The organism is Acidobacteriota bacterium (assembly GCA_021161905.1).
Lineage (GTDB): Bacteria > Acidobacteriota > B3-B38 > Guanabaribacteriales > JAGGZT01 > JAGGZT01.
The window spans coordinates 119,764-139,567 of record JAGGZT010000004.1 but is presented as its reverse complement, the minus strand read 5'-3'; the positions used below and the strand labels follow the sequence as shown (position 1 = coordinate 139,567).

Genomic DNA, 19,804 nt, shown 5'->3' with positions numbered 1-19,804 from the left:
CGGAGGGGATAAATGGAGTGCTATTACCACAAGGATAGGGAAGCAGTAAAAAGCTGTTATATCTGTGGCAAGCCTTTATGTGAGGAGTGTGCCAAGGGGATTAACGGACGGTATTACTGTGTTTCTTGTATCGAGAAGGGAACAAAGAGGGAGGAGAACAATAAGGGGAAGAAAACGCCAGCAGTAGCAGCCTTTTTATCCCTCATCCCAGGGTTAGGTCAGATATATAACAATGAGTATCTAAAGGCAATAGCATTGATGCTCCTTTTTGGGTTGTTCGTTGGTTTTATCATAGATCTCTCTATGATTGGATCATATCAATTTCTCCCGTTTGCGGGTATTGTTGTGGCGCTTGTTTACTTTGGTGGTATAGTGGATGCCTATTTCTCCGCCAAGCGGATAAATGAGGAGAAGGAAATATTGGACAAGGGCTCAGTGATAATAGGGATCGTTCTGGTAATTATTGGCCTGTTGTTTCTTTTTGAGAATTTAGGGTATGATCTCAGTTGGTTGTTACATTACTGGCCGCTTCTCCTTATTATTCTTGGTGTTTACCAGATAATAAGATATTTACGAAAGCGGTAGGGAGGGGAAGGTGACTCACCATAGAAGAACCGGATCTTTGGCTTTTGGGATAATTTTAATCCTTCTCGGGGGGCTTTTCCTTCTTGACGAATTCTACTACATCGATGTTTGGGACTATCTCTGGAAGTATTGGCCCCTCATTTTGATAATCATTGGGCTTGCAGAGATCATCGATTACTTCAGGAAGTGACGCTCTTGTAAGCCTTTCTTAAGGAGGGACGAAAGGTGAGAGGAAAACTCGTTCTTTTTGGTATGCTTCTACTTTTTCCCTCTCTTCTCTTTGCTCATGAGCTTACTGAGGTAATAAAGAAGAAATTTCCCCTAAAGCCGGGTGGCGTTTTTGTTCTTACGAATAGAAATGGTGATATCGTGATAACCCCTTGGGATAACAATATGGTTTCCTTTACCGCCAAGAAATGGGTTAAGGCGTCCAATTCCCGGGTGGCGAAGAGGGTGTTTAAAGAGATAAAGGTAGTTGCTGAGAAGCGGGGGAATAAGGTAGTGGTGAACACCGAATATCCGGAGAATAAGGGTTTTCTCCTATCCTTCCTTCCAGGAAGGCATTGGGAGTTCAGGGTCGATTACCAGGTATTTGTGCCCCGCAAGGTATTCCTTGAGGTAGAGTCAAAGAACGGTGACATAGAGGTGGGAGAGATAATTGGAGGGGTTTATCTTTCCACCAGGAATGGATATATCAGTGGTAAAGGGATTTCGGGCAAGATAGATGTCTCTTCGCGAAATGGCGATATCACCCTCCGCTCTATAGTTGGTAGCGTTTCCGCTAATACCAGAAATGGTAATATTGAAGTTGATTTTTCTCGACTTACTTCCACGGAGAACCTTAGTTTCTTCTCCCAAAATGGTGAGATCATACTCACTCTTCCTCCGGATGTAAAAGCTAAACTCTATCTTTCTTCAGAGAATGGGGAAATATCTTCCGATTTTCCTCTTAAGGTAGAGAAAGTGGGAAGGAAGATCCTTAAAGGAGAGGTGAACGGCGGTGGGGTAACCATTAAAGTGAAGACGAGAAACGGGGATATAAGAATAGAGAAGAAAAGGGAGTAAGAAATATGGTGAAGAAATACACCCTCTCCTTTTTGGTAATGGTTTCTTTAATATTCGTTTGTTCATCTCTCCTTAGGGCTGAAACTGCGATAAAAAGCCAGAAGCTATCTGGGGAGAAAGTTATCCGGGTTGAGCTTTCTGTCGCTGAGGGGCAGATTATTCTCTCCTCTGGCAAGGAGGACGAGGCATTCTATGCCAGGGTGGATTATACATCCCGATATAAGGTGCGCATCTCTTATGTGAAGAGGGGCGATGAGGGTTTTTTGAAAATCAAGGTAAAACAGAGAAAAGGGTCCTTTTTTGGGGGGCGGAAAAGAGTGAGGACAGTGGTAAGACTCCCCCCTTCTGTGCCTATTTCTTTAGAGAGTTCCTTTGGAGCTGGTAAGGCTCGGATGAACCTTTCTAAACTTCGCCTTTCTGATTTCTCCCTTTCGATTGGGGCAGGCGACACAGATGTTTACTTTGGCACTCCCAACCCAGATGTTATGGATATATTTCAGCTTGAGGCGGGAGTAGGAAGCATTAATGTGAAAAAGCTCGGAAACGCCAACTGTCGCCGGTTGGAGGTAAATGGAGGGGTTGGGAGTATTACCCTCGATTTTTCCGGTAAGTGGCAGAGGGACATTTTCGCCTCTATTGCCGGAGGGATAGGGGGAATTCACCTCATTTTTCCTCGAGAATTGGGTGTTGAACTCGATGCCTCTGGGTTTGGAGCGAAGAAGTTATCCTCCGCTGGTTTCTCCCGGGTAAGCTCAGGAAGGTATGTAAGCGATAATTTAGCTACCGCTAAGTACCGGCTTAAAGGTGAAGTAGAGATTGGCTTAGGGGGTATTCGGGTTAAGTGGATAAAGTAGGATAGAGGCGTGCTATTTTCTCGGCTTTCTCTCCCGGAGAAAGCTGTTTTTTTATTGACAACTATATTCCTCTTTTATTCGTCCAACGAAAGGAAGAGTTGAGAGTTGATGGCTGAACGAGGCAAAGGTTCGCTTTCGGAGAGAGTGGAAGAGTTATACCGCCAGCATAAGGATAAGGTTTTCCGAATCGCCCTTCGGATGATAGGGGAGGAAGCGGCAGCTGAGGATATAGTTCAAGAGGTATTTCTCACCCTCCTTAAGAAGGTTGATGGTTTTCGGAATGAAAGTGAGATATTCTCCTGGATCTATCGGATAACAGTCAATAAGACGATCTCCCATCTGAGGTGGAGGAGGGTAAGGCAATTGAAGAAGTTGTTTATGATAAAGGAAGGAAGAGGTAAGGGGTTGGATTTCGCCAGCAAGGTTGAATTCAGGAGAAAGCTTGAGGAATCTTTGTTATCGCTTCCTGCTGGGCAAAGGGCGATGTTCGTCCTACACGATATTGAGGGTTTCACCCATGAGGAGATTGCCGAGATAAGGGGATGTTCCTCCGGTACGGTGAAATCTCAGCTCTTTCGGGCGAGGTTGAGATTAAGGAAGAAGCTTTCTCCATTTTTAGACCTCCTGAGAGGGAGGAGTTAAGCGATGGATTGTAAGAGGGCGGAAAGATACATCCTGCAGTTGATAGATGGAGAACTGCAGGAGAGTAGAAGGGAAGAACTTGGAGAACATCTTAAGCTTTGTCCTAAGTGCCGCGATCTATTAACCGATTTAAGGCTTCTTAAGGCAGAAGCAAAGAGATTGAAAGAGGGCGTTCGCCCATTTTCTCCATCCTTAGTTGAACTTCTGGGAAGGGGTAGACCTTTTTCGATCTCCTTTGCCTCGCCGAGGCTCTTAACAGCGACTGTCTTCTTCTTGCTTCTTCTTATTGGTGGTTTCCTTTCTCTATTCTTCATTCTTCGGGGGGGGAGTAGTCCTCCTTTAACTCCTTCTGATATTGCTATTGCTCATTTTATAGAGGCAGAATATCACTACGAAAAGGCGCTCGAATTACTTACAGGAGAATTCAAAAAGGAGAAAAGCAGCCTTGATCCGGAACTACGGAGGGTGATAGAGAAAAACTTGGCGATCATCGACCAGGCGATCGACACTTGCCAAAAGGCAATAGCCAAACACCCGGATAATCCTGAATTGAGGAGGTGCCTCCTCGATATCTATCGGAAGAAGGTAACCCTTTTGGAGGGAATAATATTTGAGAAAATGCGTTAACCATAAAACCAGCTTAATCAAGGAGGCGGATATGAAGGTAAATCGATTGGCTAAATTGGCGGGAGGGGTATCTCTCCTTCTCTTTCTCGTATTTCCTCTTCTCGGATACTCCCTTACAGCAAAGGATAAGGTGGGGGGAGGGATAGTAAAGGCTGATTATCAGGAAAAGCTGGATAAAACCTATCCCCTAAGCCCAAAGGGAAAGGCGATCCTCAGGAATGTGTCTGGTGATATCGAGGTCACCTCTTGGGACAAAAACGAAGTAAGGATCATCGCCATCAAGTATTCCAAAGCGGCTACCAAAGCGAGAGCCAAGGAGAATGCCGACAGGGTCAAGATAAAGATCAATGCGCGTAAAGACCTCATTCGGATAAGTACCTCCTACCCAAAATTTAGGGGGTTCTTCCACCGTTCCCTTCGGGTGTGGGTGGATTACAAGCTCTTTGTCCCCAGAAATGGCTCACTTGACATCCATACGGTTAGCGGGGATATGGATATCACCGCTGTTATGGGAGAGCTTATACTGGAATCGGTCAGTGGAGACATCGTCGTAGAGAAGGGGGGAAGTGTCGATGCTGAATCGGTGAGCGGTGATATCGAGCTTCGCGGAGTGAAAGAGGTCGATGCCTCTACGGTGAGCGGTGATATCGAGGCGTTCGATACCATGGGTGATCTTCGATTGAAATCGGTGAGCGGTGATATTACCGGGAGAAAGGTGTCCGGTAATATCTCAGCGGGGACGGTGAGTGGAGAGGTAAAGCTTTTCGGTGTGAGCGATTGCCGTAAGGTTAAGGTGGGAACTACCAGCGGCGAGGTTGCCTTCGAAGGGCGGTTGACCGATGGTGGTACCTATATCTTTAGCACCACCTCAGGTGATATAAGTCTTATCCTTTCTAAGGATTCCTCCTTTGATCTTGATGCTCATACTATGAGCGGTTCTATACGCTGTTCAGTCCCTATGCTCAAGGTAAGCTTTAAGAAGGGGAAGAGAAAACTCGTTGGAACGGTAGGAAAAGGAGGTGCTACCCTGCGTATCTCTTCGACCAGCGGTGACATAGATATAGAGACGAAGTAGTTATTCGGAAAGGAGTTTCCCCACATTCACCCCATAGTGATAGGGGTTGAGGGAAGAGGCGATACTCCGTTTATAACCCTTCCTTGGGTCTTCTTCGGTGAGGTCCACCGGTTGCCCAGGGAGGGGGTTTTTCTTGGCATCGAACACCAGTTTGACCCGGGGTCTATCCAGCTTGGTTGGATTTGGTCTATAGACCACCCCACTTTCTCCTGTATCCAAAAGCACGAAGCTACCCGGAGGATATATGCCGAGCATATTGATGAATACTTTGACCAATGCCCGGTCGTAAAGTTTGGGGCTGGTATCATATATCTTCTTCAGAGCTTCTTCCGGCAGAAGGGCTTTTTGATAACAGCGAGAGGTAGTCATTGCGTCGTAAGCGTCGGCAATGCTCACTATTCGGGTTAAGAAGCTGGGTTTCCTCGGAGTAGGAAGCTCAGGATAACCCGAATAGTCCAATCTCAGATGGTGTTCAAAGGCGACGATGATGGAGGTAAATCCAAATTCTCCATAGATACCGTTTTTAAGTAGTGCTTTTACCCCCAAGATGGGGTGTTTCTTGATCAGTCGCCATTCCTCCTCGGTCAACTTCCCCGGTTTGAATAAGATCTCTTTGGGAAGAAGGAGCTTGCCCATATCGTGGAACAGAGCGGCTACTCCAAGGTTACAGAGTTCAGTTCGGGATAAGCCGAGGTGGCTTGCTAAAGCGAGGGAAAGGATGCAAACATTTACCGAGTGGTTGAAGGTGTAGTCGTCATAATTCTTGATGGAGGTAAGTCCGATGAGGAAATATTCATCTTCAAGCACCAGATCGATAAGTGATTGAACAAGCCTTTTTCCCTTTTTCAAGCTGAGTTTTTTCTCCTCCTTTCCTCCTAAGGCAGCGTTTTTCACTAACTGAATGGCTCGGAAAAAGGCGTTTTTGGATGCTTCCTTTACCTCTTTGAGATCGGTTGATCCCCTTCTCCTCTCAGTAGGAGGGATGAGTTTCCCGACATCAAGGTGTTTTACCCCTTTTTCATTAAGAGATGTTTTGAGGATGTCAAAAGCCTTTTCTCCTCGCTCAAGCTCATTAAAGGCAAGGGCAAATTGGATAAACTCCTCCCTTTCCACTCCTTCGGTGATGGTGAGCCTTCCTATCCCCCTAGTGGTGAATTCTTCGATGATGTAACGGAAACTGAGATAACCCTCGATCTCAAGCTTAAGCCGGAGGTTGTTTACGAAGATAAAATCATCGTAGATCTGAAGGTTTATCTCTGGGTCGAGCTCAAAGAGTGCTTTTGCGGCTTCCATCAACCGGTCAAGAGCGGTTATCACCGCTTGGTTGTTTATCCGGTGTATCTGCAACATCTTTATGACCACATAAAGACTGGTTACAAAGCGGCTACTTAGGCGGTGCAGTTTGAGGGTAATAGCCGAGGATAGGGGGATATCGGAGTCCTCAGATATCACCCTCCTTATCTGAAGCCGAACGGTTTTTCTCTTCTCCTCCATCTTTATCTCTTACCTTTTCCCGCGGTTAAGACCGCCCTCTTTACCTCTTCCCTTCTACTTTCTCTCCCCCGTTTCAGGATCTTCTTCGCTTCCTCCGTCCCTATCTCAAAAAGGGCGTAAGCGGCTCCTAAACGCATCTCATTTGTTAGTTTCTTCCTGAAGAAGGAGCGTTTGAAGAGTAGTTTCTCCAAGTAAGAGATGGCTCTCCGGGGAGCCACTTTTCCCAATGCTTTGAAGAAAGTTATCTTCTCGTCCAATTCTCTTTTCCTAAACTCCTTATCCCTTACGATGTCGAAAAGGATCTCCCCTCCTTTGGGATATTTCCCTTCCGCCAAGGTGAGGGCAGCGAGAGAGCGGATTTTTGGATCGCGATCATAGAGGAACAGGCTGATTGCTTCGTAGGCTCCTCCCCCTCCTAACTGTGCCAGGGTGCGAACAACTTCGAGCCTTACTCTTGAGTCCGGATGATGAGCTACCCCTCTTAGATGCTTTAATGCCCTTTGGTCTCCCATCTTGCCCAGGATGAACACCAAGTTCCGCACTAAATACCATCTTTTGTCCATCAGTTTCGAGGCGATTACCTCGATTTGGTCCTTAGCTTGATCAGCAATTACCTGACAGAGGAGAGAACGGTCCTTTCTCTCTTCGAGTTCTCCAAGTAGCTCTATTAGCTGGGGAAGAGCCGGTTTCACCAGTAGGGAGAAGAAGTAATACATAAGGTTTTCATCCTTTTCCCCTTGTTGGTTTAAGTAGGTGGCTAACTTGGTTAGAGTATCTTTTTTAAACATCCTCTTTAATGCCGCCGAAAACCGTTCTTCTCCGATATCTTCTTTGACCTCATTCAATCTCTCAAGAAGACTTGTTGCTTGGGCTATCTCCCCTTTATTGAAGAATCCAGTCAAGGTCTCCCCAAGGAGCGCCCAGACTTCTGGCTGATCTTCTCCTTCCGTCTTGATTATGTAAAGCAGGGAGTCAACCACCCGGGTTAGTATCTCCTCTGTTTTACTCTTAGCGAGTTCTTCTTGTATATAGACTATTTCCTCTTCAGTAAGGGGGAGTCGGGTCAGCGTATCTTCTTTTTCTTCGCTGTCCTTCGTTTTCTTCAGTTCCTCAACGAGGAAGTCAAGACTCTTCTGCTTCTGGGCTTCAGCTCTTCCTTCATCCTCTGGCACCTCTCCTCCACTGTATTCTTTTGAGGTATTCCATGCTTCTTCAAGAAGGAGTTCGATCCCTTCCTCGGTAGGGATTTGTTCTTCTGCCACCTCATAGGCGATTTGGGAAAAATTTCTCTCCCAGAGGCGGGTTACTAAGTCATCGAGTGGATTTTCGTGGAGCTGCGTTTCCTTTATCACTTCAAGAAAACCAATGAGCTCTCTTTCATCCAAAGGAGGGATAAAGGATAATTTTCTCAAGCCATCTCGATAGAAAAAGAAGGAGAGACTTTCCTCTCTTTTCTTTTTGAAATATACCCTTTCCCCGTCCACCAGAAGTTCGTTCGGTTTTATAGTGAGAGTAAGGGCGTTGTATTTGTCAAAGTAGGCGGATAAGTTATTCTTTAACCCCGAGATAAATTGGATAAATATGGGATTGTTTCGAGGGTAAAGACGAAATGCCTTAATTGTTTTGATCAGCTGGGATATTACTTCCTTCGCGCTTGCTATCTTCTTATTATCTATTTCCTCCCTCTTGCTACTAAAAGCAGTATCTTCTTTATCGTGCCTTTCCATTTGCCCCAGTTTTATTTTATCATAAGAGAGGAGAGGGAGAGAAGCTTCTTTTAGAAGAGGGGGAAGGTAGATAGAAGGGAGGAACTTTTTCCCCCTTAACCCCGTTTTATAAATCAGGAGTAAAAAAGATGGGTAAAAGGATATTCCGCTTATTAGTGGGTATTTTTCTGATCGCCCTTGGTGGATTGTTTCTTCTTGACACCTTTGGCTTTCTCCCTGTTGAAGTCGAGCTCGTCTTTTCGGTTGGTCTTCTCGCTATAGGGTTTACCTTTATTCTTCATTCCTTTAAGGAGGAAGAATCCTGGAGATGGTTTATTCCGGGGGGCATAGTTCTCACTTTAGGGGCGATTGGCTTACTTGGTTACTTTGAGATAATGAAGGACGAGTTTCTCGGGGCACTCGTCCTTGCTGGTTTTGCTTTCTCCTTTCTGCCGGCGTTCTTTCTAAAAGAGAGAAAAGACTGGGCGATATATCCCAGCTGGTTTTTGTTGGTGTTGAGCGGAACGGTGTTGACGGATACCTTCTTTCATCGGGATGGCGTAACCGGTGGAGTATTCCTTATCGGTTCAGGTGCCCTCTTTCTTTTCCTCCTTCTGTTCAGGAAGGAAAGGTGGGCTCTTTATCCCGCTTGGTTCCTGATCCTACTCGGCATCGTGAGTTTCAGCTCAATTTTGAGGATATATAGTGCCGGAGGACTTGCCGGAGGGGGGTTCCTTTTTGGGATAGGATTGCTCTTTCTCGCCCTTTTTAAGAGGAGGAGATCCCTTTCCCTTTATTTCCTCGGTTTTATGCTTCTTGTCCTTGGGGTGGTGACGATAGTGGCTACCTCCCCAGTTCCTACCCCCATTGCTGGAACCATTTTCCTTTCAGGGCTGGCTTTTGCCTTCCTCTCCCTGTATCTCTTGGATAGGAGGAATTGGTGGGGGGTATTTCTCTTTGGACTATTTGCCACTCTATCCCTCTATCCATTAGATGCCTTTTACTCTTGGTGGCCATCGGTAGTTGAGGCTTTTGTCTTCTTTGTTGGGCTCTCGGTTTCCTTCTTTCTTATTTCCCTTGTTCCGGCTGAGAGGAGGACATTCCGCTGGGCACGGATAACCGGCTTTTTCTTCCTCGTCTTTTCCTTTCTAATACTTCTTGCCGGGAAATTCCCTGAGTTTGCCGACTTCATCGTCCCTATTGCGCTTATCCTCTTTGGTGGCTACCTTGTGTTAAGAGGGATCCAAGGGTTGAGGATCAAAAAGGAGGAGCCTGATTCTTAACCACCTCTTTCCCCTTTTCCATACAGACTTATTGAGTAAATTACCGTTTCCCTAAAGAACCTCTTCACTTTACAGATGAGGAGGGAGGTGCTATGTTATTTAAAAATAAGATAGAGGGGGAGGAAGATGGAGCTTGAAGAGAAGATCGAAGGAAGAACGGTAGTTATCGGTGTCATCGGTCTTGGTTATGTTGGTCTTCCCTTGGCGGTTAGCTTCCTCAGGGTAGGGGTGCGGGTGCTTGGCTTTGATATAGACAAGGAGAAGATAGCAAGCATCTCACAGGGTGAAAGTTATCTTACTACTCTCTCTTCCCGCGACCTCTCCCGCTATGTTGAGGAAGGTATTTTTTCTGCCACTGCTGACTTCTCCCGCCTTTCCCGTCCGGATGCCATCCTGATATGCGTGCCTACCCCCCTCGGGGAGGGGAGGGAGCCGGATCTTTCCTTCGTGATCAACACCACCAAAGAGATATCGAGATATCTTCGAAAGGGGCAATTGGTGGTGTTGGAGTCAACCTCCTATCCTGGAACTACCGAGGAGGTCCTTCTTCCTATTCTGGAGAGGACTGGGATGAAGGTAGGAGAGGATTTCTATCTCGGATATTCCCCAGAACGCGAGGATCCAGGAAACAAGCGCTATCCGATGTGGCGTATCCCTAAGGTGGTAAGTGGCATTACCCCCTCTTGCAGAAGGATGGTAGAACGGCTTTATTCTCTTGCTTTTGAACGAGTGCTACCTGTTTCCTCCCCCCGTGTTGCTGAGATGACAAAATTGCTTGAAAATATCTATCGTAGTGTAAACATCGCTTTGGTAAACGAGCTCAAGATGCTCGCCATCAGAATGGGTATAGATATCTGGGAGGTAATCGAGGCGGCAGCGACTAAGCCTTTTGGATTCCATCCCTTTTATCCTGGTCCAGGACTGGGAGGGCATTGTATCCCCATCGATCCCTTCTACCTTGCCTGGAAATCTCGAGAGTACGATTTCCCCACTAGGTTTATCGAGCTTTCTGGTGAGATAAATACTGAGATGCCCTATTTCGTAGTTTCCCGGGTGATAGATGCCTTAAACGATCGGGGGAAGGCTTTAAAAGGGGCTCACATTCTCGTACTTGGGGTTGCCTATAAGCGGGATGTGGGCGATGTTAGGGAATCGCCAGCGGTCAAGATAATAAGCCTTCTCCTTGAAAGAGGTGCTAAGGTGAGTTATCACGATCCCTTTGTCCCCAAGATCCCTAAGATGAGGAAGGTGAAGCTCGATCTGGCGAGTGTTCCCCTCACTGCCGAGCTGCTTTCTACGGCAGATTGCGTTCTCATTGTTACCGATCATAGCAAGGTAGATTATCAGTTCGTAGTGGATAATTCCTCCCTGATCGTAGATACAAGAAATGCCACCAGAAATACCCAAGGGAGGGAAGGTAAGGTAGTTATTGCTTAAGATGAGGAAACCTCCGCTTTTCATTCGGAGCTCCTTCGAGAAAAAGTAGTTTATTTTCATATCCTTTCACCCTATCTCAAATCCCCCTTTGTACTATTAAAGTAAACCTTATTGGATGGGGATTCGTTTATCTATGTGGTGTAAGATGGATTTAATGGAGAAAGGAGAGATATGGCAAATGTTTAACGAAAGATCCGTGAGCAATATTTTCTTTTTGGCTATTCTATTTTCCTTTTTAATTTCTTCTTCTCTTTTAGGTGGAGGATCTAATAATGAGTTATCGAAAATTGTAGTTGTTCCCAGGATCAAAGAGCCCCCAAAGATCGATGGGGTGCTTGATGATCCGGCCTGGGCAAAGGCAGCTAAAGTAACCGGATTCTATAAGTTCAAGCCGGTTGATGGTGTTCCCGCTTCGGAGAGGACAGTCGCCTATGTCGCCTATGATTCCGATAATCTGTATTTCGCCTTCCGCTGTTTTGATACCAGTCCTGATAAGATAACCGCCCATTACTGCCCCCGGGATAAGATCTTCACCGACGACTTTGTGGTGATTGTTCTTGACACCTTTAATGCCAAGAGAAGAGGTTATATCTTTTTGATAAACCCTTACGGTATTCAGGGCGATGGTTTGATTAAAGCCGAGGGCAACGATGATATGAGCTTTGATACCGTGTTTTACTCGGATGGGAAGGTGGATGAAAAAGGTTATACAGTAGAGGTGGCTATACCGTTTAGAAGCCTTCGTTTCCCTCCCAAGTTCAAGAACATCGGTTTTGCCGTCGCCCGAACCATCCAGCGGAAAAGCGAGCAAGCGAGTTGGCCTCCTATCTCCATCAATAGGGCGAGCATTCTCGATCAATTAGGAGAACTCGTCGGCTTTTCTGGGGTGGGTTACAAACGGACCCTGGAATTTCTTCCCTTCATCACCACCTCTCAGGCAGGAAACTTCAATGAGGATGAGGGGAGGTTTATAAATGGCAAGGTTAAGCCTGATTTTGGTATTGGGGTGAAGTATGGAATCAGCTCCAACCTGACCCTCGATCTTACCCTTAACCCGGATTTTAGCCAGGTGGAGGCGGATGCGGGCCAAGTGGATGTTAATCTCCGCTATGCTCTTTATTTTGAGGAGAAAAGACCCTTCTTTCTCGAAGGGAAGGATATCTTTACCACCCCGATCGAGGTGGTTTATACGAGGAGGATACTCGATCCATTATATGGAGCGAAACTCACCGGGAAGATAGGTAAGACTACCATCGGTTTTATCAGCGCTCTTGATGAGGGACCTGGGGAGAAAGTGAGTGGGGAGGAGAACGAATACCTGGGGGAGAAGGCTCTATTTAACATAATCAGGATAAAACGGGATATATTAAGGAATTCCGAGATAGGAGCGATCCTGACCGATCGCGAGTTCGCCGGTTCCCATAACCGGGTGTTCGGAGTCGATGGCAAACTTTTCTTAGGTAAGAAGTATCTCCTTTTCTTTCAGGAACTTGGTAGTCATAGCCGAAACCTTGATGGAGAGGATTCCTCCGATCCAGCGTTCACCTTCGCCTTTGCTCGGAGCGGACGGCATCTCTATACCGAGTTCGATTACCTCGATATCTACCCCAACTTTAACGCTGAAGCGGGTTTCATCAGGCGCACGGATATCAGGCAGTTAGCTGGTTATTTGCATTATAAATTTTATCCCAATCGTCCTTGGCTGCTCACGGTGAGGCCTGAGATCTATGTGGATCGCTATTATGATCATAGCGGGATCGATGTTGAGGAGAACAAACGGTTGGGGTTAAGTTTTGAGCTAAGCAGGCAGACAGCTCTCTCCCTCCGTTATATCTACCGAATGGAGCGGTATGCTGGCATCGATTTTGAGGGTTCCCTTTATTCGATAATCGTTTCCTCCCAGCCTACCACATATCTCACTGGATTTTTTTCCTATTCAGCGGGGATGGGGATAAACTACGATGAGGAGAACCCCTATCTCGGGCATTCGAGACGAATAAGTGGGTCGCTCAATTTTCGCCCCTCACCACTAATCCAAGAGGAGCTTAGATTCACCAGATATACCTTCTATCGTTCCATAGGTGGGGAGACGGTTTACGATGTAAATATCTGGCGATCGAAAACGGTTTACCAGTTCACCAAGAAACTTTTCCTCCGGGGCATCATTGAATATAACACTTACTATAACCGAGTGACCACCGATCTTCTCTTGAGCTACACTTATGTGCCGGGTACGGTGTTTTTTATAGGATATGGAGGGAGATACGAAAACAGCCCGGATTACCCTGGAACCGGTTTCGCCGAGCTTGCACGTCGGTTCTTCTTTAAATTCTCTTATCTCTGGCGCAAATGAGAAAAAGGTTTCTCAGAGAGATGATTTATTCCCTTAGAGGAGAGGATCCCGTCTTCTCCTTAAATATTCCCCATCGTCTTAGAAAATCGTTCATCCGTTTGAGGGCTTCTCGCTCCTCTTCGGTGCTGGCGGATTGATAGTTTTTTATTCGATCTAAGGCGAGATAGAGGTAATTCCCCCCGGTAATGATGGAGAAGGTGGGAACGAGGAAATAGAAGGGGACCCTGATGAAAGAGGGGAGATTGAATACTATACTTCCCAAGAGGATGACCTCGCCCCAGGTGGTTGCTTTCCCCAATAGAGTAGGGGTAGTAAGTACATTTTCCATCCGAAGGAACTCGAAGAAGCTTCTCTCCGATACGAAGAAAGCGGTGAACCATAGGAAGCCAAGTATTATATACCTTCCAGCGATGATGAGGACGATTATGCCCGGAGGACGCCCCCAATGGGTAGTGAGCACAATATAGCTCACCCCGAGAAAGACCTTGTCTGCCAGAGGGTCGATGAACTGTCCTACATAATTCCTCTCCCCGCCCTTTCTCACCAGATAGCCATCCACCAGATCGCTTAGGAAGAAGTAGATGAACAGGAGGTAAGAGATCAAGCGATAGTGAGAATTGAGAGAGGAATTCATAAGGAAAATGAGAAACAGAGGGAGGATTAAGATCCTACTCAAGGTCAAGGCATTGGCTATCTTATAGAGCTTCATTTTCCTCTCGATCTCTTTAAAATAAAACCCCTCCCTCAAGGATAAGTTATTATAGCATAGAAATGAGAAAAATGCCCTTTATTGAAGGGAAAGGCCTTTTTAGATTTCCGGTTGACATTTCAGTTATCTTATGATATTAGAAAAGAAAAAGCTTAAGTATTTGGAAAGAGGGGGATTTTCTGTAGTGGATGAGTGAAGATGGCTAAGTGTTCGATTCATGGGAAGGAGATAATTGCTCATTGCTTTAAATGTGGAGAGCCTCTATGTGAAGATTGTGTTATGAAGAAGGTAAAGGGGCGGTATTATTGTTTTAGATGCGCCATTGAGGAGTCGCTGGTCAATTTTGAGAAGGAAGAGAAGAAGATAGAGAAGCTTAGAAGAGAACGAGAACTTTATCTGAAGGGAAAGAAGAAGACAGTTTCCCGGTTAAGGATAGCGATGTTCATTATGCTTGGTTTGGCGGTGGCGGAGGGTGTTTTCTATAGTCGTCTTTACCTTGAGAGAAAGAGAAGTTTAAATGAGAATTATCGCCAATATATCAATACAAATATTGATTTTATAAATATGGCTCTCAAGAATTACAGCCGGCTTAATAATGGAGAATACCCCAATAAGCTCTCTGAGCTTATTCCCCAGTATCTGCCTGAATTCAAGCTTTCTTTCTTATTAAGTAAGGAGTTAAGCTATAAAAAAGACAGGGAATTGGGTTATCTTCTAAGCTGGACGGGAAGTTTTGGAGGGAGAAGAGCTAAGATCGTAGTTGCTAAGACAGGGAGGATAATAGATACACTTTCCACAGTGGGGAAATGATTCTGAGTGGATGATAGAGATGAGGAAAAACGAGCATCGATTAAGGGAGCGGGGAGCAACCCTAATTGAGGTATTGGTCAGTGTGGCGATTATTTCCATCTTAGCTATAATAACCATCCCGCTTTATCGAGAGGCGTTGGATAAAGCACGGGAAGGAACGACGGAGGCGAGCATATCCTATTTGGCTAAAGCTCTTCTTCTCTACCAATCGGATCAGAGTCTCTTCCCTATTACCGATAGAATGGAGGAGTTGAAGAAAGCGCTGGAGAAAGGGAATTATTTAAGGGTGGTGCCGATAAGGGATGCTTTTGGAAAGCCTCTTCGTTATTTTTCCTTTGATGGAGTTAACTACTATATTTTCTCCGATGGAATAGATGGGAAACCGAACACGATCGATGACATTGTTTTTTCCAATGGGATCTTCCTTCAGGATGGTTTATACAAGAATCAATAGGGAAAATGGCTAACGAAGAAATAGATCGAGAAGAGAGAGATAAGAAGGTAATCACCTCGAAGAAGAAGTTGGGTGATCTCCTTCTCGAAGCTGGTCTTATCACTGTGGATCAGCTCAATACTGGCTTGGAGCTCCAACAAAAGACCAAGAAGAGATTGGGCCAGGCGTTAATCGATCTTAAGTTTGTGACGGAGGAGGATATTGCGGTCATCTTAGCCCTTCAGTTGAAGATCCCGGTAGTTGATATTCACAATACCCCGGTGGAGCCAGAGGCGGTGGAGCTCTTGCCGGAGAAGTTTGCCAAGAAGTATACCTGTCTTCCGATAAAGGTGGAGAACAAGACCCTTACCTTGGCGATGGCTGATCCTCTCGATCTAAATGCCATCGATGACATAAGGTTCATCACTGGTTATGAGGTAAAACCAGTGGTCTCCACCCCAAGTGAGATTATCGAAGGAATAAAGAAATTTTACCATATAGAAGATTCAATAAAGGATTTCGCCGGTGATATTATGCTTGATAGCGCTGGGATTGAGGTGATCGAAGAGGAGAAGGAGGAAGAGGAAGAGGAGACTATCCGTGAGGAGCAAGCCCCGTTTGTCAAGATGGTTGATCTCATAATAAAGGATGCCATCCACAAGCGGGCGAGCGATATTCATATTGAACCCCAACGAGAGGCGGTTCAGATAAGACACAGGATAGATGGTTTTCTTCAGGATGTGATCAAGCTCCCCAAGTGGTCCCAGGCGATCCTGGTGCAGCGAGTGAAGATATTAGCCAATATGAATATAACGGAAAAAAGGCTCCCCCAAGATGGAAAGGTGAGGGCTAAGGTGGGGAGGAAGGAGGTTGATCTCCGAGTATCTACTCTTCCCACCCATTACGGCGAAAAGGTGGTCATTCGGATCCTTGACCAGAGCGAGGCTATGCTCAACCTGGAGAACCTTGGTTTCTCCGATTATAATGAGGAGAAATTGAGGAGCTTCATCGAGCGGGCGGAAGGGATGATTTTGGTTACTGGTCCTACCGGTTCCGGAAAGTCATCCACCCTCTATGCCTGCCTAAATGAGCTCAAATCGGAAACGGTTAATATCATCACCGTTGAGGACCCCATTGAGTATGACCTCACTGGGGTTAACCAGGTTCAGATAAACGAGAAGGTAGGGCTTACCTTTGCTTATGTGCTTCGATCCATCCTGCGACAGGACCCGAATATCATTATGGTGGGGGAGATTCGTGACCCTGAAACAGCGGAGATCGCTGTTCAGGCTTCATTGACCGGGCACTTGGTATTCAGCACCCTTCATACCAATGATGCGGTTTCCGCCATCTCGCGGATGATAAATTTAGGGGTCCCCCCCTTTCTCCTCGCCTCCTCCTTGATCGGGGTGGTTGCCCAGCGATTGGTGCGGAAGGTTTGTCCCCATTGCAAAACGGAATATCGTCCGCCGAGGAAGATACTGCAGAACTTCAATCTGGATAAGAAGAATATCGATTTCAAGTTCTATCGAGGGAAAGGGTGTGAGTTTTGCAATAATACCGGATATTTTGGGAGAACCGCTATTGCCGAGATGCTCACCATTTCTCCCAGGATAAGGGATCTAATCCATGCGGGGGCATCGGATCACGCTATTAGGGAGGTGGCTCTATCTGAAGGGTTCGTTACCTTAACTGAGGATGGTATCGAAAAGGTGAAGAAGGGAGTAACCACTATCGAGGAAATATTCCGAGTTGTCGGAAAGAAAGAGGACCTGGTTACCATCTGTCCTAATTGTAAGCGGTCGGTGAGTGCCTCCTTTGAAGCCTGCCCCTTCTGTGGGGAACCGTTAGGAAATGTGTGTGAAAATTGTGGGAAAGCCCTCCATATAGAGTGGGTGGTCTGCCCTTATTGTGGAACCCCGGTGACCAAGAATACCCCTACCTGACATCCCTCACACAACGAAATCCAACATCTATCCGCATGGCGCTCGGTCGTTCTCCTTCCCGGGCATAGGTTAATAGTTTTGCCTTACCTTCGAGGAAGGACCCTCCCTTTATCACCCGGAATGAGTGGCCATTGGAGAACCAATCGCTGGTCCACTCCCAGACATTTCCCGCCATATCGAATACACCGTAAAAGCTCACCCCTTGAGGAAAACTACCTACTCTTACTGGAACGTTGATCCCCATCTCTGCTGAATTGGCATAGCCGGGTTTGAAGATATTTCCCCAAGGATAATTCCGTCCATCAAGATAGCGAGCCGCCTTTTCCCATTCTGCCTCAGTAGGAAGTCTTTTCCCCGCCCAGTTGGCGTATGCCAAGGCATCGGCATAGCTCACCAGTACTACCGGATAATTCTCTTTCCCTTCAGGGAAGTGTCCTCCTCGCCAGTTGTAAGGTTGTGCCCAATTGGCGTAAACGAAGGGGATTCGGTGCCCGGTTGCTGAGATGAACCGGAAGTACTTTTGGTTGGTAACCTCATATTTGTCTATGAGGAAAGATTTTAGATAGACCTTCCTCATCGGTTTTTCTCCAGCGCTAGGGCTGGGAGAACCCATAAGGAAGGAGGAGGCGGGTATCAGTACCATATCCTTGGGGATCCTTGCCCTCCTTCTTCTTGCTTCCGAAAGTATCTGCCTTGCTTCGTTATCTTCGGGGTTCTCCTTTAGGATCTCGGTAGCCTTTTTCTCCGCCTGATAGTAGATACCACTTTCGAGAAGGTTCTTGGCTTCCGCTCGTAGCCTCACCAACCGCTCCTCCGCTTGGTTTATCTTCTTTAAATAGTCAAGAGCGATGGGATTTTCTGGGTCCTTGGCGAGTATCTCCTCTACCAATCTTCGGGAGGTGAAGTAGTCCCTTTTATTGAAAATGGTTTCGAGCTCGGTGAAGAGTTCCTCGATGCTTTTCGGTGAGGAAGGGGAAAGAGATGGTTGGGAAGAGGTTGCTTTTTCAGGCTTTTCCTCGGTTGGAGATGGATTAAGTAAAGCCAGCCTACTTTTAACCTCTTTATTTTTGGGGAATATCTCCAGATAGGAGAGATAACTCTTTTTTGCTTTTTCCTTCTCCCCCTGTGCCAGCGCCTCATCCCCCTGAACCAGAAGGTGGGCAGCAAGCTTTTCCTTTGTGGCCTGGGCGTATTGGTCGGTTGGTTCGTAGAAGAGGATATCGTTTAGATAGCGAAGGGCACAATCATTATCTGGCTCAACAATCTTCCCCTCTTTTATTGCCAACTCAGCCTTCTTTCTGAGCTTTCTCACCTTCTCCGAGACCGGAATGTTCTCATCGTAGTAGAGGGGCATCACCCCATGTTGCTTAAAATAAGCGACCGCCTCCATCTTAGCCGGCTGAGGGAGAGACTTCTTCCCCCTTATCGCCATAAAGTAATAAAGTACCAACCCAGAAAGGGCAACGAAGAGGGCGATGGTGAACACCATAATACGGAGGGAGGCTGCCTTTCTTTCCTCCCTCCGGATGAGCTCCTTGAACTTCGCTTCCTCCCGGAGCTCCCGTTCCATCATTCTTTCCAGTCTTTTTACATTCTCTTTTTCTTCTTTTGTCTCCGGTTTTTCTTCAGCAACTATGGTGCTTCTCAAGTCTTCGATTATCTCTGCCTCGCTTCTATACCTTTTCTCTCTACTCTCCTCGAGAAACCTTTGGATAAGGAAGTCCTTCACTATCTCCATTGCGCTCTGATACCGTTTCTCCTTTTCTTTCTCCATTGCTTTTAAGATGATCCGTTCTATCCAGATGGGGAGATCTGGCTTTACCGAGCGGGGAGGAGGTGGCGGTTCTTTCAAGTGTTGCATAATCACCTTTAGCGGGGTCTCCCCCTTAAATGGGAGTTCTCCGGTAAACATCTCGTATATCACCACTCCCAAAGAGTAGAGATCAGCTCTGTAATCCACCTCCTGTTTTGGGTCCGCCTGTTCTGGTGCCATATAATCGGGGGTACCATAGGTATATCCAGTGGCGGTGAGGTGCTTTGTTCCCCCAACCCGAGCGATGCCGAAGTCCACCAGCTTCACCTGATTCCGCTCGTCGAGGAAGATGTTCTGAGGCTTTACATCCCGATGCACCACCCCTGATTTATGAGCTTCTTCCAAAGCGGAACAGAGCTGTTTGATGATGTTTATCGCCTGGTTCATTTCGAGCGCTCCCTCATCCTCTATCTTCCGCTTAAGGGTCGTCCCTCTGAGAAGTTCCATCGATATGTAAAGTACCGGAGCATCGCCAAGCGTTCCCTCGCCGATGTCGAATACCCGGACGATGTTTTTATGAGAGAGGTTTCGGGTAACCAAGAGCTCTCTCTTGAATCGCTCACGGACCTCTTCATCAGAGGTAAGTTGGGGGAGGAGCACCTTTAGTGCCACCCTGACATTGAGGATGTTGTCCTCCGCCTCATAGACCGCACCCATCCCTCCTTCGCCGATCTTCCGGATTATCTTATATCTCTTCCCTAATTCAAGCCCTTCTGTTGTGATTGCTTCCTCTTTTTTCTTCCTCGCCCTTTTTCTTTCGGTCTTACCTATGGGGAGGGTTTCTGCTTCTTCATCTATTTCGCCCTTTAAGGGAAGACCACATTCCTTGCAGAATTTGGCGTCGGCTACATTCTCTGTTTTACAATGAGGACAAACTATCCTTTCTTCCTTCATCGTCCCCCTCTACAGTATTTGACACTCACTATAACCTCTAATCTTTTATCGGATATATAAAGTGATTTTATTATACTA

The 19,804-nt window shown here is 46.4% G+C and carries 17 protein-coding genes; 13 read left to right on the top strand and 4 right to left on the bottom strand.

Annotated features, from left to right (window positions below; all coding sequences use genetic code 11):
• Positions 1-12: 12 nt before the first annotated feature.
• The 7 genes from J7L64_00995 (at position 13) to J7L64_00965 (ending at position 4,848) form a co-directional block, all read left to right on the top strand.
• Positions 13-585 carry a hypothetical protein gene (locus J7L64_00995; protein ID MCD6450931.1) on the top strand — a complete coding sequence of 191 codons (573 nt, stop codon included), beginning with the start codon at positions 13-15 and terminating at the stop codon, positions 583-585.
• Positions 586-595: 10 nt separating this feature from the next.
• Entirely contained in the window at positions 596-775 is a 180-nt protein-coding gene (locus tag J7L64_00990; protein ID MCD6450930.1) for a hypothetical protein, read from the top strand.
• 35 nt (positions 776-810) lie between these two features.
• Positions 811-1,650, top strand: coding sequence for a DUF4097 family beta strand repeat protein (locus J7L64_00985; protein ID MCD6450929.1), 840 nt, complete (start codon positions 811-813; stop codon positions 1,648-1,650).
• A gap of 5 nt (positions 1,651-1,655) precedes the next feature.
• The gene (locus tag J7L64_00980; GenBank protein ID MCD6450928.1) at positions 1,656-2,504 is read left to right on the top strand and encodes a hypothetical protein; all 849 of its coding nucleotides are present in this window, start codon (positions 1,656-1,658) and stop codon (positions 2,502-2,504) included.
• 108 nt (positions 2,505-2,612) lie between these two features.
• A complete protein-coding gene (locus J7L64_00975) occupies positions 2,613-3,146 on the top strand; it encodes an RNA polymerase sigma factor (protein ID MCD6450927.1) in 534 nt (177 codons plus the stop codon).
• 3 nt (positions 3,147-3,149) lie between these two features.
• Positions 3,150-3,773 (top strand): zf-HC2 domain-containing protein, encoded by a 624-nt coding sequence (locus J7L64_00970; GenBank protein MCD6450926.1) that lies wholly within the window; start codon positions 3,150-3,152, stop codon positions 3,771-3,773.
• 31 nt (positions 3,774-3,804) lie between these two features.
• Entirely contained in the window at positions 3,805-4,848 is a 1,044-nt protein-coding gene (locus J7L64_00965; GenBank protein MCD6450925.1) for a DUF4097 family beta strand repeat protein, read from the top strand.
• On the opposite strand, the gene J7L64_00960 is transcribed toward J7L64_00965, so the two are convergent.
• The gene (locus tag J7L64_00960; protein ID MCD6450924.1) at positions 4,849-6,342 is read right to left on the bottom strand and encodes an HD-GYP domain-containing protein; all 1,494 of its coding nucleotides are present in this window, start codon (positions 6,340-6,342) and stop codon (positions 4,849-4,851) included.
• Positions 6,343-6,344: 2 nt separating this feature from the next.
• Positions 6,345-8,069, bottom strand: coding sequence for a HEAT repeat domain-containing protein (locus J7L64_00955; GenBank protein ID MCD6450923.1), 1,725 nt, complete (start codon positions 8,067-8,069; stop codon positions 6,345-6,347).
• Between the two features lie 128 nt (positions 8,070-8,197).
• On the opposite strand from J7L64_00955, the gene J7L64_00950 reads away from it, so the two are divergent.
• The 3 genes from J7L64_00950 to J7L64_00940 all read left to right on the top strand — a co-directional run bounded on the left by J7L64_00950 (position 8,198) and on the right by J7L64_00940 (position 13,121).
• A complete protein-coding gene (locus tag J7L64_00950; GenBank protein MCD6450922.1) occupies positions 8,198-9,331 on the top strand; it encodes a hypothetical protein in 1,134 nt (377 codons plus the stop codon).
• Positions 9,332-9,457: 126 nt separating this feature from the next.
• Positions 9,458-10,768, top strand: a complete 1,311-nt coding sequence (locus tag J7L64_00945; protein MCD6450921.1) for a nucleotide sugar dehydrogenase — start codon at positions 9,458-9,460, stop codon at positions 10,766-10,768.
• 178 nt (positions 10,769-10,946) lie between these two features.
• A complete protein-coding gene (locus J7L64_00940) occupies positions 10,947-13,121 on the top strand; it encodes a carbohydrate binding family 9 domain-containing protein (GenBank protein ID MCD6450920.1) in 2,175 nt (724 codons plus the stop codon).
• 25 nt (positions 13,122-13,146) lie between these two features.
• Here the strand turns inward: J7L64_00940 and J7L64_00935 are convergent, their stop codons facing one another.
• On the bottom strand, positions 13,147-13,830 hold the full coding sequence (locus J7L64_00935) for a CDP-alcohol phosphatidyltransferase family protein (GenBank protein ID MCD6450919.1): 684 nt from the start codon (positions 13,828-13,830) through the stop codon (positions 13,147-13,149).
• A 198-nt stretch (positions 13,831-14,028) separates the two neighbouring features.
• Between J7L64_00935 and J7L64_00930 the strand changes: the two genes are divergently transcribed.
• From J7L64_00930 to tadA, 3 genes are read left to right on the top strand one after another with little or no spacing between them, the layout of a single operon-like run.
• Complete coding sequence (locus tag J7L64_00930; GenBank protein MCD6450918.1) at positions 14,029-14,640, top strand: B-box zinc finger protein; 612 nt, start codon at positions 14,029-14,031, stop codon at positions 14,638-14,640.
• 19 nt (positions 14,641-14,659) lie between these two features.
• Complete coding sequence (locus J7L64_00925) at positions 14,660-15,094, top strand: type II secretion system protein GspG (GenBank protein ID MCD6450917.1); 435 nt, start codon at positions 14,660-14,662, stop codon at positions 15,092-15,094.
• 5 nt (positions 15,095-15,099) lie between these two features.
• Complete coding sequence (gene tadA / locus J7L64_00920) at positions 15,100-17,019, top strand: Flp pilus assembly complex ATPase component TadA (GenBank protein ID MCD6450916.1); 1,920 nt, start codon at positions 15,100-15,102, stop codon at positions 17,017-17,019.
• Here tadA and J7L64_00915 read toward each other — a convergent pair.
• Positions 17,012-19,726, bottom strand: a complete 2,715-nt coding sequence (locus J7L64_00915; GenBank protein ID MCD6450915.1) for an SUMF1/EgtB/PvdO family nonheme iron enzyme — start codon at positions 19,724-19,726, stop codon at positions 17,012-17,014. The genes tadA and J7L64_00915 overlap by 8 nt on opposite strands.
• Positions 19,727-19,804 lie beyond the last annotated feature (78 nt).

Excerpts from the sequence above, each read along its gene's own strand:
- J7L64_00965 (MCD6450925.1), top strand. The coding sequence starts at position 3,805 with ATGAAGGTAAATCGATTGGCTAAATTGGCGGGAGGGGTATCTCTCCTT.
- J7L64_00960 (MCD6450924.1), bottom strand. The coding sequence starts at position 6,342 with ATGGAGGAGAAGAGAAAAACCGTTCGGCTTCAGATAAGGAGGGTGATA.
- J7L64_00995 (MCD6450931.1), top strand. The coding sequence starts at position 13 with ATGGAGTGCTATTACCACAAGGATAGGGAAGCAGTAAAAAGCTGTTAT.
- J7L64_00980 (MCD6450928.1), top strand. The coding sequence starts at position 1,656 with ATGGTGAAGAAATACACCCTCTCCTTTTTGGTAATGGTTTCTTTAATA.
- J7L64_00945 (MCD6450921.1), top strand. The coding sequence starts at position 9,458 with ATGGAGCTTGAAGAGAAGATCGAAGGAAGAACGGTAGTTATCGGTGTC.
- J7L64_00975 (MCD6450927.1), top strand. The coding sequence starts at position 2,613 with ATGGCTGAACGAGGCAAAGGTTCGCTTTCGGAGAGAGTGGAAGAGTTA.
- J7L64_00940 (MCD6450920.1), top strand. The coding sequence starts at position 10,947 with ATGTTTAACGAAAGATCCGTGAGCAATATTTTCTTTTTGGCTATTCTA.
- J7L64_00930 (MCD6450918.1), top strand. The coding sequence starts at position 14,029 with ATGGCTAAGTGTTCGATTCATGGGAAGGAGATAATTGCTCATTGCTTT.
- J7L64_00935 (MCD6450919.1), bottom strand. The coding sequence starts at position 13,830 with ATGAAGCTCTATAAGATAGCCAATGCCTTGACCTTGAGTAGGATCTTA.
- J7L64_00925 (MCD6450917.1), top strand. The coding sequence starts at position 14,660 with ATGAGGAAAAACGAGCATCGATTAAGGGAGCGGGGAGCAACCCTAATT.
- J7L64_00970 (MCD6450926.1), top strand. The coding sequence starts at position 3,150 with ATGGATTGTAAGAGGGCGGAAAGATACATCCTGCAGTTGATAGATGGA.
- J7L64_00915 (MCD6450915.1), bottom strand. The coding sequence starts at position 19,726 with ATGAAGGAAGAAAGGATAGTTTGTCCTCATTGTAAAACAGAGAATGTA.
- tadA (MCD6450916.1), top strand. The coding sequence starts at position 15,100 with ATGGCTAACGAAGAAATAGATCGAGAAGAGAGAGATAAGAAGGTAATC.
- J7L64_00955 (MCD6450923.1), bottom strand. The coding sequence starts at position 8,069 with ATGGAAAGGCACGATAAAGAAGATACTGCTTTTAGTAGCAAGAGGGAG.
- J7L64_00950 (MCD6450922.1), top strand. The coding sequence starts at position 8,198 with ATGGGTAAAAGGATATTCCGCTTATTAGTGGGTATTTTTCTGATCGCC.